Here is a 14,281-nt window from a genome sequence, read left to right as displayed (position 1 = left end):
ACGTAGTATCCCCGATAACAGCGTCGGAGCGTCAGCAATGTCCATGAGCGAAAAACGTCAGCTCGTTCGAGCAGCAATGAAAGCCCCTTACCTGACACGTGAGGAAGAGCTCGAACTGGCTGTTCGATGGCGAGACGATCGAGATGAAAAGGCGCTTGAAAAACTGTCTCTCTCTCACATGCGCCTGGTGATTGCCGTCGCTTCGAGATTCCGTAATTTCGGCCTGAACCTCGGCGACCTGATTCAGGAAGGACATGTCGGCCTCCTCGAGGCAGCCGCCCGCTTCGAACCCGAGCGGGAAGTTCGCTTCTCAACCTACGCGACATGGTGGATCCGCGCCTCGATCCAGGACTATATCCTGCGAAACTGGTCGATTGTCCGCGGCGGCACCTCGTCCTCGCAAAAGGCGTTGTTCTTCAATCTGCGCAGGCTCCGCGCCAAATTGTCCGGCAATCAGACCCCGCTCACCGATAGTGAATTGCATCAGAAAATCGCAGACGCGATCGGCGTAAAACAGTCCGACGTGGCACTTATGAATGCACGCCTGTCCGGACCGGATACATCCTTGAACGCTCCGGTGACAGACACTGAAGGGTCAAGCGCCGACAGGCAGGACTTCCTTGTGTCCGATGCTCCACTACCTGATGAAATCGTCACTGGCAGCATCGATTCAGAGCGGCGGAGCCGCTGGTTGAGTTCAGCACTCAAGGTTCTGAGCGAACGCGAGCTGAAGATCGTTCGGGAACGCCGTCTTTCCGAAGAAGGAGCAACTCTTGAATCGCTCGGCACCAAGCTTGGCATTTCCAAGGAACGCGTAAGGCAAATCGAAAGCCGGGCAATGGAGAAGCTGAAATCAGCACTTCTGGCCGAGCAGCCGGATCAGGCGGTCTACAGCGCCTGACATCCGAGAGACGCTATTTGAAATTTTGACACTTCAAACACCTTAAGCCGGGAGTCACGCACTGCCGGCTTTTTCTTTAGTCAACCACAAGCTTGACGGCAGTGCCGGTCGGTATCGCCTTGTTTGGGCTGAGGTCATTCAAAATGGAGAAGAACTCAAGCCGCCTGGACGGCTCGACCCCACTCATGCCAATCGCAAGCTTGCGTGGCGTGTCGCCTGGCTGTGACTTAACGACCTTGATCCGCAGCGACCGCAACCGCGCCCGCTCTGTCGGTGTCAGCTGCTTGAAACTGTCGATGGTGGCGCGAAAATCTTCATCAAACGCCTGATTGGGCGACCTACTAGCAAATATGAACCGATAGCCCGTGCGCCCGATGCGCAGTACTGCAATCCGGAAAGACCAGCCTTGCGTGATTGCGGCGCCGGTGACACCCGGCAGACCATTGATCGTGGTCTCCCGAACGCTCTCGGGAAGCAGCCCGTTGATCCAACCGGATTTCATGTAGTCCACCAGGCTGGAATACCCGCTGACATCCGCGCCGTCGAAACGGATCGCCGTTCCCGCCCCGTTGCTGGCCAGCACGGCTTCGGGCGAGTTTTCAAGTATGTATCCCTTGGGTACGGTGAACCCGATACCAAGGGCCTTGTGAAGAAATGAACGTCCGCGGACAAACCCTTCCAACGGATCATCACCAAACAGCATGCCATTGATTTGACTGAGATATCGATCGCGGTCACGCTCGCCAATTCCAGGTGCGCCGATCTGCCTTGCCGCACGCACCGCAATCTGCAACCGCTCGGGCGTCGAAGGGTGAGACGACAGAAAATCGGGCGCGGAGGACCCTGACCTGTCAGCGGACTGATACCGGGCAAAAGCAGCCATTGAGCGCAGGAAGCGTGCTGCCGCATATGGGTCAAAACCGGCTTTCGCAAGCGTTTTGACGCCAATTGCATCGGCCTCCAGTTCCTGCACCTGGCTGAAGCGGGCAAAAGACAGTTGAGAGGAAATGATTGCCTTGCGGGCTTCTTCTGAATCCTGCACCACGTCGTTCAAGATCCGGTTGGCGAGTTGCTTGGCCTCAGCTCTCTGCTGCCGTTTTATGGCGTGGTTGGCGGTCACATGCGCCATTTCATGCGCAAGAACCGCAGCAACTTCAGAGGTGTCGTTGGCAAGGGCCAGAAGGCCGCGCGTCACATAAAGATATCCACCAGGCAAAGCAAAGGCGTTGATCGCCGGTGAATTCAGGATCGTGATCTTGTAACTCTGAGACGGATCGTCTGAAGCGGCAACAAGTCGGCCAACGACGCTCGCGACAGCACGCTCGGCTCCAGCGTCATTATAGACCCCGCCATAGGTGGCGACGACACGCGGATGTTCCCTGGCACCGATATCAGCCGACAGGTTCGGCCTGAGCGTTCCTGGAGCAACAGTGCTGACATTTGGACCATCACCGAGGAACTGACAAGACGCGACAACAAGCGCAAGACAGCCTGCCCGAAGGGCACGCAGCCAACTTCGGTCAGACCGGCGCCCGGTCTTTGCTGTTGCTCCACACAATGTGGAGCGTGCAAAATCTGTCACTCTTCTGGCCGTCACTTACTGACCTTTTTGTCCGGCTCATACGGCCATCTCACAACCGCAACACCACAAGCCAAATCGTCCATTTTCTCATTTTGGCGCCAACCCCGTTCAATTGAGAGGGGCAGGCTCCAATACCACCAATTGCTCCGGATGATGGAGCGCAATATGCGGCCCGTCCTTTTCCTGCACGGTACCGCGCAATTCAACAGTGCGGCCTGTCAGCGCATCCACGTCCCAACCGGATTGGGCAAGTGCTGCATTGAAAGCCTCCTGATCCGAAACTTTCAACGTGGCTGTGAAATCCGTTTTCCAGTAATTTCCGAAGTTCAGATAGCGGGTTGTGCGGGTTTTTCCAAGGGAAACAACGCGTCCCCGTGCAATTACATAGTATCCGCTCATGCCGTTGAACGTCTTCGGTGCTTTGGTTGAAAACACGACCTGAGGCGCATTTTCCCGCCATAGCCCAACTTCCGCCTTGCGGGCGTCCCTCTCAAGGCCTCTCAGTATATGCGCGCAACGACCACTTGAGTGCTGAGGCGCAAACAAAGCACCGCCCTCGCCAAGCAGTTCTGCTTGAAGAAGAGAAGATCCATGCTCGTCGGTACGTATGATCCAGGCCGGAACAAGACCCCAGCGATTGACCGGACCAAGCGGGACCGCTTCCAAATCTTCACCCGACTCAATAAATGCCAATGGAGCTCGGTCTTCGGCAGACGACACACCACTTCCAAAGCGAAGCTCACCTGCAAAAAAGCGCTCACCCGACTCGGCGTAAAAGTGCCTGTCCTGATCATCATATCTGACAGGAATGGAAGAACTTGACGTGTCAAGACAGCTTTGCGCCGCACTCTGGCTGCCCGGCAAGAAGGTGTCAGCAGCGCCAGCAGCAGAAGATAGCCACATTGCAGAAGCTGCAAAAGCGGCCCGAACTCCGGCGCGAAGGTGGCATTCCTTAAGAAACGCGGCACTTTCCGTAAAGCTGGTCACAGACCGCCCTCACCTCCGACCCGAATTGAACCTCTTCCTCAAAAAACGCACAGACGGCCCCCATCCTCGCCACATCTTGCATTTGCTCATGGCTTCACGACCGGAGACAGTGAGAAAGCGGTCACGACTGAAGTTCCTGCTAAGGGGCGAATAAGGCAAGTCCAAGACAAACTTGACAAAAAGCGACCACACAAGACCGAACCCGACCCGACATCTTCCAAATCATCAGACTTGGAAAACCACACATCCAACGCTCTCGCCAACCATTCAAAATCATGCTAAGCGACCCTATCAATGGCCCCGTAGCTCAGCAGGATAGAGCATCAGATTCCTAATCTGAGGGTCACAGGTTCGAATCCTGTCGGGGTCACCATACTATTCAAACACATATCAAACTAACACCGTTTCAGCCGAAAAAGTTGAAACGGTTTTTGAAACGGCTTGAGCTTTACGAAATTTCTGATGAATGCAGGAACGACGTGCCTTTCTCAAGGACTGTAGTGTTAACCACGCCTTGAGGTTTGGCTGTTGAAAGAGCGGTCCTGTCATTGGAGTTCCGCGTCATGATTCTGAGGGCCATCGTTGAAAAACTGAAACGCCAATCGAAGGATGACTTCAAAGGCAGGCAGTTCGAGGCTTGGTTGATCATCCAGGCGGTGTCCTGGTACTTGCGTTATCCTCTGAGCTATAGAGACCTGGAAGAAATGTTCCTGGAAGGCGGCTTTAAGGTAGACCACAGCACCATCAACAGATGGGTTTTGGCGTATGCGCCGCTGATCGAAAAACGGCTACGCCGCTTCCGCAAACCGCATTGCGGCTCGGTCCGCATCGATGAAACCTATGTGCGCATCAAGGGCCAATGGCGCTATCTGTATCGGGCCATCGACAAGCATGGACATCCGGTCGATTTCCTGCTCACGGCAAAGCGCAACCTGAATGCTGCCAAGCGGTTCTTTCAAAAAATGTTGCGGGAGGCCCCACTGCTGTCACCGGGCAAAATCGGCACCGATGGTGCTGGCACTTTTCCTCCGGCCATCGGCGACGCGGTTGACGGTGGCCTGCTTGCTTCGGATCCGGTGCATTATGTGACCAAGCATTTGCAACAAGGCATAGAGAGCGATCATTTCAGGGTGAAAAAGAACATGCCGAAGGTCGGCGGGTTCCGCTCGTTCAACTCAGCCAGAAGAACCATCGCCAGCTTTGAAGCCATGCTGTGGCTCAAGAAGGGCTTTGACTTTACCGGTCAATGGAGTGTCCGCGAACATAACGATCTGCTGGCAGTGATCTTCGGAATTGAAAAAGTTAACGAAGCCTGAAAAGCGCTCCTAATACGGGAGAAATCTGTCCGCCAGTGAGGGTTGCGACATGTGTAGACGCCCTGATTGCAAGAGGATTTTTTTGGTTATTTGATCGCACGGTCGGGTGCTGACATGTGTCCGGCCTTTGATGCGGCTTTTGACTTGCCGCGGGCCCGTATGGTGTTCGAGTGTCAGGTCCAAAATCAAGCCCACGTGCTCAAAGGCACTGTGTCGCAAACTGGTTTTCCTGACCTCATCCCAAGATCGTTACGCCAAACTTCTAAAGACCTCTCTTGCGCCGCCGTCCCCGTAGCTGCTCCCGTTTTAAGCTTGAGCAGCCGGAGCCCTATATGTCTGACCGCTTGACATCACCGCCCAGACAATACGTGCCATCTTGTTGGCCAGAGCGACCCGAACCAGCATCGCAGGCTTGCGAGCGAGCATACGTTCGAGCCACGACCCTGACATTGCCCCCTTCTTTGCTCGCCAGCTGACCACACTATTTGCGCCAATAATCAACAATCGTCGCAATGAGCGCTCTCCCATCTTTGTCGTGGCTCCCAATCGCTGTTTTCCTCCTGTCGAATTCTGCTTTGGCGTAAGACCGAGCCAAGCTGCAAAATCTCGACCACGCCGGAAGGTTGCAGGGGGAGCCGCCAAGGCTACTATGGCAACTGCAATCAAAGGTCCGATCCCGGGAATTGTCATCAGTCGCCTCGCCGTCCCGCTCGCCTTCGCACGACGCGTGATTTCGCGATCCAGACCCTGAATGTGATCATCCAACCGGGACAGGCTATCGGTCAAATGGCTCAAAGCATCACGGGCCGTTTCGGGAAGAGCCATTGCCGGGTCGCAGATGTGATCCATCAACTTACCAGTGTTGCTCACGCCTTTAGGGACGATGACCCCAAATTCCGCCAGATGACCCCGCAGCGCATTGATGATCTGTGTACGTTGCCGGATCAATAGCTCGCGCGTCCGCAATATGACGGCAATGCCCTGACGCTCTTCACTCTTGACAGCAACAAATCGCATCGTCGGGCGGGTCGCGGCTTCACAAATCGCTTCCGCATCTGCAACATCGTTCTTCTGACGCTTCACGAATGGTTTCACGTAAATGGGCGGTATCAACCGAACCTCGTGTCCCAAACGGGTAAGCTCGCGTCCCCAATAGTGGGCACTGCCACAGGCTTACATCGCAACTAAGCACTTTGGTTGGGCCGCAAAGAAACTCAAAACCTGGCTACGCCGCAAGCGCCTGCGGAAAACAACTCCTCCTGATGAGTCTGCCCCATGAGCATGAAATACCGATTGCGCCAAATCCAAACCAATTGTATGAACTTCTGACATCGACGCCTCAAAATAGCATTGAAACAAAACCTACCTTGGCACATCTGAGCCAGCGGCGGGCGTCTACATCATCAAGCCCATCCCGTGCTCCCGGCAAAGCTCGGCGGCCGATATGCCCGCCTGATGTTCCTTCAAAATACCGATGATCTGTTCTTCAGAGAACCTGGATCGCTTCATCGTCTGTTTCCTTCAGTTGGGAACAGACTAACCTCAAAACCAGGAACTTTCAGGGGAGCAGGTCAAAGAAAACGACGAACAGAACCACGTCCTTCGGGAACTGGATTCCTTTGAAATTGATCAACGCTAAACACCTGGAAAAATCTGATCGAGGGCGCTCCTCCTAAACCTCAATCCGGAAAAAAGGAAACAGACAGACAGAAAGTTTGCGACACTACCGAGCTGAACGCCTCATCAACGTGAATCCGGATGTCTACTTGCAAGCCTATAGAAAAAAAGAGTTATAATTGAATCTGGTGTTCGGGTGGTTTGAATGACGGCGGTGTTTTGCATCTCGCCTGGTGTTGCCTGTGTCTCGACGAAGATGAGGTGGGCGCAGACTTCCTCAGATCCGCTGCACTGCATGAGCTTTGAGGGGTGGTAATCATCCCATTTTTCGCGGGGTCGATAACTGGACTTCAGGCTGCAGCTGTCAGTTTCATTTTCGGCGTAACGCCGCCGATGGCCATATTTGGCCGCTCATTGTTGTATGTCCATAGCCAGCGTGTGGCGTGATCCTGTGCCTCCTTGATCGTGTTGAATATGTATTGTCCGAGCCATTCATGGCGGACGGTTCGGTTGTAGCGCTCGATATAGGCGTTCTGTTGCGGTTTGCCGGGCTGGATGTATTGCAGCCCGATCCCGCGCCGTGAAGCCCACATTTGCAACGCCGCACTGACGTTTTCCGGGCCATTGTCCACCCTGATGTTAAGGGGCTTGCCGCGCCATTCGATGATCCGCTCCAGCGTACGGATTACCCGTAGGGCCTGAATGGAGATGTCCACCTCAATGCCCAACCCCTCCCGGTTGAAGTCGTCCAGCACGTTCAGAGTCCTGAAGCTACGCCCATCGGCCAACTGATCCGACATGAAGTCCATTGACCAGGTGACATTTGCCTCGTTTGGCACAACCAACGGCTCCGGCTTTTCCCGAACCAGACGCTTCTTCGGTTTGATGCGCAGGTTTAACTCCAGAGCACGATAAATCCGCCGGACGCGCTTGTGGTTCCAAGCAAAGCCTTTGACATTGCGCAGGTAAAGGAAACACAAGCCGAAGCCCCAGGTACGGTGTGTTGTCGTCAGCCGCACCAGCCAGTCTGCGATCTCGGCATTCTCGTCGCCCAGTTTGCGTTCATAGCGATAGCAGCTTTCGCTGATCTGGAAAGTCCGGCAAGCAAGCGCAATGCTCACGCCACGCAGACGGATTGCATTCATGGCCATCTCTCTACGTTGAGACGGCCTCAAGGCTTTTTTCCCAGAGCATCCTTCAGCAGTTCGTTCTGCATTGCCATCTCGGCATACATCTTCTTCAGTCGGCGGTTCTCCTCGGCCATCGCCTTCATCTCAGACATCAACGAAGCGTCCATCCCGCCATATTTGGAACGCCAGTTGTAATACGTCGCGTTGCTGATCCCGTGCTCCCGGCAAAGATCGGCGACTGGGACCCCGCTCTCACCCTGCTTCAAAACTGCCAGGATCTGGCTTTCCGTAATTCTTGATTTCTTCATGTCGTTCTCCAAGCGCATCAAAGGCCGGAGAAGTCCAATTTTCAACCCGTTGGTTTTTGGGGACGATTACCGGGTCACATGGGATCGGCCCAGAGCGGATGGAGGCTCGGAACTGAGCTCCTGGTGTGATGATGTGCCAAGCAGTCTTTCTAGGGGTCGGTTCCGGCTGGCAGCGAAATGATACTACCTATTAAGCTGTCGCCATGTAATCGGGGAACCAATCTTCGTGTGCTTTTTTCAAGTTTGCAACGGATATGGTGAGAACACCCTCAACAGTCAAATCGTCACCACCAGTTTTCCCGATTTGCTGAACCTCAATACCGGCATCGATAATGTCTTCAAGCACAGCTTCGACCTTGTCTGGTGCAACCGTCAGCACATAGCGTCCCTGATCTTCGCCGAAAAGGGCCGCATGGGCTGGGCCATCGATCCTGACATTTGCGCCAAGTCCACCTGCAATTGCCATTTCTGCAAGGGCAACACCCAGGCCGCCGGAAGAAATATCATGAACTCCGGATAGCCGAGCTGCACCGATGAGTTGACGAACAATCGTTCCGCGCCGCTTTTCCGCAGCCAGGTCAACTGGAGGAGGTGCTCCTTCTTCGCGGCCCAGAACATCGGCAAGATATTGTGAGGCACCCAGATGAGTGCCAGGCCCACCTACGACAAGGATTGCATCACCTTCCTCGGCAAAGGCTGCACCGGCGCGCACGGTGACGTCCGGCAACAGTCCAACGCCGCCAATGGCGGGGGTCGGCAATATCGCTTCGCCGTGCGTTTCGTTATAGAGAGAGACGTTGCCGGAAACGATGGGAAAATCCAGTTCTCGGCATGCTTCGCCAATGCCTTTGATGCAGCCGACGAACTGCCCCATGATTTCAGGCTTTTCCGGGTTGCCGAAATTGAGATTGTCGGTTGCAGCAAGCGGCTCAGACCCGACGGCAGTCAGATTGCGCCAAACCTCCGCGACGGCCTGCTTACCACCTTCAAAGGGGTCGGCTTCGCAATAGCGTGGGGTAACATCGACCGAGAAAGTAAGACCCTTGCGTGATCCCTCAACGCGAATGACACCGGCATCGCCACCAGGCGTTTCGGCCGTGTTGCCCTGGATCAGCGTATCGTATTGCTCATAGACCCAGCGACGTGACGACCCGTTGGCGTTGCCGACCAAAGTGGTCAGTGCTTTGGCATAGTCTTCCGGTTCTGCAATGTCAGCCGCATTCAAAACGGGTCGTTTCTTCGGTTCGACCCAAGGGCGGTCGTATTCCGGCGCCTCATCGCCCAGTTTCTTGATCGGCAGGTCAGCCACCATGTCACCTTGATGTTTGACCACGAAGCGGAGCGTGTCGGTGGTGATGCCGACAATGGCAAAGTCCAAACCCCATTTCCTGAAAATGGCTTCGGCTTCATGCTCCTTTTCGGGCCTCAGTACCATGAGCATGCGCTCCTGGCTCTCAGACAGCATCATCTCGTAGGCGCTCATGCGCTCTTCGCGTACGGGAACCTTGTCGAGGTCAAGTTCGATGCCAAGGTCGCCACTGGCGCCCATTTCAACTGCGGAGCAGGTCAAGCCAGCAGCACCCATATCCTGAATGGCAATGACGGCACCTGTCTCCATCAGCTCCAGACAGGCTTCCAGCAGGCATTTTTCCGTGAAAGGATCACCGACCTGAACAGTTGGGCGCTTTTCATCAATGGTATCGTCGAATTCAGCAGACGCCATTGTTGCACCGCCAACGCCGTCACGGCCGGTCTTGGCACCAAGATAAACGACGGGAAGACCGACACCTTCGGCCTTTGCGAGAAAAATCGCGTCAGATCTGGCAAGACCCGCAGCAAAAGCATTTACCAGGCAATTGCCGTTGTAACGGGCGTGGAATTCGACCTCCCCACCAACTGTTGGAACGCCGAACGAGTTGCCGTAGCCGCCGACGCCCGAGACAACCCCTGACACCAGGTGCTTTGTACGCGGATGATCCGGTTCACCGAAACGCAAGGCGTTCATGGCTGCAACAGGGCGCGCTCCCATGGTGAAAACGTCCCGCAAGATACCACCGACGCCTGTCGCGGCACCCTGATAAGGTTCGATGTAGGACGGGTGGTTGTGGCTTTCCATCTTGAAGACCACGGCCTGGCCGTCGCCAATATCGACGACCCCGGCATTTTCTCCCGGACCCTGAAGAACGCGCGGTCCATCCGTCGGCAGTGTCTTCAGCCATTTCTTGGAGGATTTGTAAGAGCAATGCTCGTTCCACATGGCGGAAAAGATGCCGAGTTCGGTGAAGCTCGGTTCCCGGCCAATCAATTCCAGGATGCGCTCATACTCATCCGGTTTCAGGCCGTGGGAAGCAATCAGGTCGGGCGTGATCTTGATGTCGTTCGGGATCATGACGTTCCAGTATTTTCATATGAACATTTTACTAGGGTTTGCATTAAACCTAGAATATTGAAATGCTAAGTAGAAGGTTACTTGCAATAGTTCTTAATTGAATTTAGTAATAAGAACGATTTTGATGAGTTGAAAAAATATCATTCGCGGCCTTTAATAAAGATACAAGTCTGCAAACTAAGTCAGGCTCGTCAATTTATTGGCGAATAGAAATGGTAGTCAAACCTTCCAAAACAAATAACATAAAAAGCATTTTTCCTTGATTGTATTTTCTATTTGCTAAAACCACACACTAACCTAAGCAAACTAAGCTAATTGTATATCAAGCTTAGGAAATTAATGCGCAACCAAAAAATCGTCGAACAACAGACGCCCGTCCAACCCACCGTGCAAGGGCTCTACCAGGTTTTCAGGATGCGGCATCATTCCGAGCACATTGCCAGCCGCATTTGTGATGCCGGCAATGTTGTTGATCGACCCGTTGGGGTTTGTTCCTTCGGCATAGCGGAAGACGACCTGATTGTTGTCCTCAATTGCGCTCAGTGTTTCCGTGTCAGCAAAATAGTTGCCGTCATGATGGGCGACGGGGCAACGCCAGACCTGTCCCTTCTGGAACTTGGACGAGAAGCGAGTCGCGTTGTTGACCGTTTCCATCAAAACGTCCTTGCAGACGAAGGTGAGACCAGCATTGCGCATCAATGCGCCAGGTAGCAGGCCTGCTTCTGTCAGGATCTGAAAGCCATTGCACACTCCAAGGACGGCAACGCCGCTGTTGGCTTTGGCAACCAGATCTTTCAGGATGGGAGAGCGGGCGGCGATTGCACCGGAGCGCAAGTAGTCCCCATAAGAAAACCCGCCGGGAACGACCACGAGGTCAACATCGGGCAGCGTGCTCTCGGTGTGCCAGACATGCTGCGGACGCGAACCGGTTATCAGCTCCAGCGCGTGAAACATGTCGCGGTCGCGGTTGGAGCCCGGAAAAACAATAACGGCGGATTTCATTTGGCAATCCCGATATCTAGAGCAGGACAAGAACGGCGATGATGGCAGCAAGAGCTGGCACGAGGATGAAGATGGCAGCTTTTACGGCCATGAACATTATGGCCTTGCGCGTGTCTTCATCCATTGGCAACAGCTCAGGCTTCAGGCGATCTCGATCGCGTAGTTCTCAATAACGGTGTTGGCAAGAAGCTTTTCACACATTTGTTCCAGCTCCGCCTTGGCAGCGTCCTCGTCGGATCCGCTCAGCTCAACGTCAAAGACCTTGCCTTGACGCACGGAACCAACGTCGTCAAACCCTAGGCCCCCAAGAGCACCTTCGATAGCTTTTCCCTGAGGATCGAGAACACCGTTTTTCAAGGTGACGATCACGCGTGCTTTCATATTTTCTACTTTCTGAGAATCTCGAAAGACTGGTTAACTCAAATTGTTCACGAATGCTGACTTCTTCATAAGGAGGAGTTTTTGAAACTTATCTGGAGTCAATTTAGTTTTCTGTGCTATTTATTACAGATGAAGACCAAAATTTGTTTTTTTGGGCAAATCGTTAACCTACTGACCCATTAGATCGGGTTCTGCCGCAAACATTTAATCTGTCGGTTTCCTTTTTGCGTATCTCGGTTTAGGAGGCGGTCCTCCGCTCAGATTTTTCCAGGTATTTAGCGTTGATCCGTTTCAACGGCAGCCAGTTCCCGAAAGTCGTGGTTGTGTTCGCCGTTTTCTTCTATGTCCGCTATGGGGTTTCCTACCGGGATTTGGAAGAAATCATGGAAGAGCGCGGTGTTGATCTGGACCACACAACACTGAACCGTTGGGTCATTCGCTACAGCCCGGCAATTGCTGCAAAGGCCAAAGCCAGAAAGCGGCCCGTGTGTTCGTCCTGGAAAATGGATGAAACCTACGGTGCGCCTCGTCCCGGATGGCTCGGGGTGCATATGACTGGAATGCATTGTGAAAAGAGGAATGGAAGATTGCCTGGTCCCCTGCAGCAAGGGGCATGAGCCCAAGCGGCGGTGACCTGCTGTCAGCTGGCAGGGCGACGTAGCCCGCAGGTAAAGGGGATTAAGGCGAAGCCGTTACGCCAAGATGGTCTCCGAGGCTGAAGTATTGGAAGATTGAGGAACACGAACCGGTTCACCCGCATCTGAGGGCTGAAATCGTCGCCTCCTCCTACACGGCTTAACAGGCGGAATGCTGATGAAGCTGCTGGACACGTAAGTCGGCGGCATCCGAATACGGTCGTAGATGTAGGTCTCCCGTATGGGGTCATGAGGAGAATGCAGCCAGACCATGACATCGGCATCGACTTGCGCAACCCTCACTGGCGGACAGATTTCTCCCGTATTGGGAGCGTTTTTCAGGCTTCGTTAACTTTTTCAATTCCGAAGATCACTGCCAGCAGATCGTTATGTTCGCGGACACTCCATTGACCGGTAAAGTCAAAGCCCTTCTTGAGCCACAGCATGGCTTCAAAGCCGGCGATGGTTCTTCTGGCTGAGTTGAACGAGCGGAACCCGCCGACCTTCGGCATGTTCTTTTTCACCCTGAAATGATCGCTCTCTATGCCTTGTTGCAAATGCTTGGTCACATAATGCACCGGATCCGAAGCAAGCAGGCCACCGTCAACCGCGTCGCCGATGGCCGGAGGAAAAGTGCCAGCACCATCGGTGCCGATTTTGCCCGGTGACAGCAGTGGGGCCTCCCGCAACATTTTTTGAAAGAACCGCTTGGCAGCATTCAGGTTGCGCTTTGCCGTGAGCAGGAAATCGACCGGATGTCCATGGGTAATCGTCCCCAAAAACCAACGGGTTGAAAATTGGACTTCTCCGGCCTTTGATGCGCTTGGAGAACGACATGAAGAAATCAAGAATTACGGAAAGCCAGATCCTGGCAGTTTTGAAGCAGGGTGAGAGCGGGGTCCCAGTCGCCGATCTTTGCCGGGAGCACGGGATCAGCAACGCGACGTATTACAACTGGCGTTCCAAATATGGCGGGATGGACGCTTCGTTGATGTCTGAGATGAAGGCGATGGCCGAGGAGAACCGCCGACTGAAGAAGATGTATGCCGAGATGGCAATGCAGAACGAACTGCTGAAGGATGCTCTGGGAAAAAAGCCTTGAGGCCGTCTCAACGTAGAGAGATGGCCATGAATGCAATCCGTCTGCGTGGCGTGAGCATTGCGCTTGCTTGCCGGACTTTCCAGATCAGCGAAAGCTGCTATCGCTATGAACGCAAACTGGGCGACGAGAATGCCGAGATCGCAGACTGGCTGGTGCGGCTGACGACAACACACCGTACCTGGGGCTTCGGCTTGTGTTTCCTTTACCTGCGCAATGTCAAAGGCTTTGCTTGGAACCACAAGCGCGTCCGGCGGATTTATCGTGCTCTGGAGTTAAACCTGCGCATCAACCCGAAGAAGCGTCTGGTTCGGGAAAAGCCGGAGCCGTTGGTTGTGCCAAACGAGGCAAATGTCACCTGGTCAATGGACTTCATGTCGGATCAGTTGGCCGATGGGCGTAGCTTCAGGACTCTGAACGTGCTGGACGACTTCAACCGGGAGGGGTTGGGCATTGAGGTGGACATCTCCATTCAGGCCCTACGGGTAATCCGTACGCTGGAGCGGATTATCGAATGGCGCGGCAAGCCCCTTAACATCAGGGTGGACAATGGCCCGGAAAACGTCAGTGCGGCGTTGCAAATGTGGGCTTCACGGCGCGGGATCGGGCTGCAATACATCCAGCCCGGCAAACCGCAACAGAACGCCTATATCGAGCGCTACAACCGAACCGTCCGCCATGAATGGCTCGGACAATACATATTCAACACGATCAAGGAGGCACAGGATCACGCCACACGCTGGCTATGGACATACAACAATGAGCGGCCAAATATGGCCATCGGCGGCGTTACGCCGAAAATGAAACTGACAGCTGCAGCCTGAAGTCCAGTTATCGACCCCGCGAAAAATGGGATGATTACCACCCGACCAAGTGACGAAGGAGCGTTAATCTAAAACAGTTGTTCGTCATTTTTTTTATCATTTTGGCGTCT

The 14,281-nt window shown here is 54.1% G+C and carries 10 protein-coding genes, 1 tRNA gene and 4 pseudogenes; 5 read left to right on the top strand and 10 right to left on the bottom strand.

Annotated elements, in window-relative coordinates:
- Window positions 1–37 precede the first annotated feature (37 nt).
- Window positions 38–901: an RNA polymerase factor sigma-32 gene (locus tag FIV00_RS03975; protein ID WP_152499535.1), complete on the top strand. Its 864-nt coding sequence runs from the start codon at window positions 38–40 to the stop codon at window positions 899–901.
- Window positions 902–977: 76 nt separating this feature from the next.
- On the opposite strand, the gene FIV00_RS03970 is transcribed toward FIV00_RS03975, so the two are convergent.
- Window positions 978–2,411, bottom strand: coding sequence for a M48 family metalloprotease (locus FIV00_RS03970; RefSeq protein ID WP_152504099.1), 1,434 nt, complete (start codon window positions 2,409–2,411; stop codon window positions 978–980).
- A gap of 180 nt (window positions 2,412–2,591) precedes the next feature.
- A complete protein-coding gene (locus tag FIV00_RS03965; protein WP_152499534.1) occupies window positions 2,592–3,470 on the bottom strand; it encodes a hypothetical protein in 879 nt (292 codons plus the stop codon).
- A 296-nt stretch (window positions 3,471–3,766) separates the two neighbouring features.
- Here FIV00_RS03965 and FIV00_RS03960 point away from each other — a divergent pair.
- Window positions 3,767–3,843 (top strand) — tRNA-Arg (locus tag FIV00_RS03960).
- 190 nt (window positions 3,844–4,033) lie between these two features.
- Entirely contained in the window at window positions 4,034–4,786 is a 753-nt protein-coding gene (locus tag FIV00_RS03955) for an IS6 family transposase (protein WP_152499447.1), read from the top strand.
- 306 nt (window positions 4,787–5,092) lie between these two features.
- Here the strand turns inward: FIV00_RS03955 and FIV00_RS03950 are convergent.
- The 7 genes and pseudogenes from FIV00_RS03950 to purS all read right to left on the bottom strand — a co-directional run bounded on the left by FIV00_RS03950 (window position 5,093) and on the right by purS (window position 11,613).
- Window positions 5,093–6,118 (bottom strand): annotated as a pseudogene (locus tag FIV00_RS03950) (IS110 family transposase).
- 78 nt (window positions 6,119–6,196) lie between these two features.
- Window positions 6,197–6,295: pseudogene (locus FIV00_RS03945) on the bottom strand (transposase); the annotation flags it as partial.
- Window positions 6,296–6,753: 458 nt separating this feature from the next.
- A protein-coding gene (locus FIV00_RS03940) for an IS3 family transposase (protein WP_371419566.1) occupies window positions 6,754–7,841 on the bottom strand; the annotation gives its coding sequence in 2 pieces (ribosomal slippage) (window positions 6,754–7,580 and window positions 7,580–7,841; 1,089 coding nt in all).
- A 190-nt stretch (window positions 7,842–8,031) separates the two neighbouring features.
- Window positions 8,032–10,230 carry a phosphoribosylformylglycinamidine synthase subunit PurL gene (purL, locus tag FIV00_RS03935; protein WP_152499533.1) on the bottom strand — a complete coding sequence of 733 codons (2,199 nt, stop codon included), beginning with the start codon at window positions 10,228–10,230 and terminating at the stop codon, window positions 8,032–8,034.
- 336 nt (window positions 10,231–10,566) lie between these two features.
- On the bottom strand, window positions 10,567–11,232 hold the full coding sequence (gene purQ, locus FIV00_RS03930; protein ID WP_152499532.1) for a phosphoribosylformylglycinamidine synthase subunit PurQ: 666 nt from the start codon (window positions 11,230–11,232) through the stop codon (window positions 10,567–10,569).
- A gap of 16 nt (window positions 11,233–11,248) precedes the next feature.
- On the bottom strand, window positions 11,249–11,356 hold the full coding sequence (locus tag FIV00_RS30250) for a phosphoribosylformylglycinamidine synthase-associated small membrane protein (RefSeq protein WP_152499531.1): 108 nt from the start codon (window positions 11,354–11,356) through the stop codon (window positions 11,249–11,251).
- 17 nt (window positions 11,357–11,373) lie between these two features.
- Complete coding sequence (purS, locus tag FIV00_RS03920; RefSeq protein WP_152499530.1) at window positions 11,374–11,613, bottom strand: phosphoribosylformylglycinamidine synthase subunit PurS; 240 nt, start codon at window positions 11,611–11,613, stop codon at window positions 11,374–11,376.
- A gap of 281 nt (window positions 11,614–11,894) precedes the next feature.
- Here purS and FIV00_RS03915 point away from each other — a divergent pair.
- Window positions 11,895–12,152 (top strand): annotated as a pseudogene (locus FIV00_RS03915) (IS6 family transposase); the annotation flags it as partial.
- A 434-nt stretch (window positions 12,153–12,586) separates the two neighbouring features.
- Here the strand turns inward: FIV00_RS03915 and FIV00_RS03910 are convergent.
- A pseudogene (locus tag FIV00_RS03910) lies at window positions 12,587–13,012 on the bottom strand (DDE-type integrase/transposase/recombinase); the annotation flags it as partial.
- Between the two features lie 71 nt (window positions 13,013–13,083).
- Between FIV00_RS03910 and FIV00_RS03905 the strand changes: the two are divergent.
- Window positions 13,084–14,171 (top strand): IS3 family transposase gene (locus tag FIV00_RS03905; protein ID WP_371419552.1). Its coding sequence is split into 2 segments (ribosomal slippage): window positions 13,084–13,345 and window positions 13,345–14,171, totalling 1,089 coding nucleotides; the frame shifts between segments, so codons are not numbered across the junction.
- The last annotated feature ends 110 nt before the right edge of the window (window positions 14,172–14,281 follow it).

The organism is Labrenzia sp. THAF82 (assembly GCF_009363435.1).
Lineage (GTDB): Bacteria > Pseudomonadota > Alphaproteobacteria > Rhizobiales > Stappiaceae > Roseibium > Roseibium porphyridii.
This window is presented reverse-complemented; position numbering and strand designations above follow the sequence as displayed.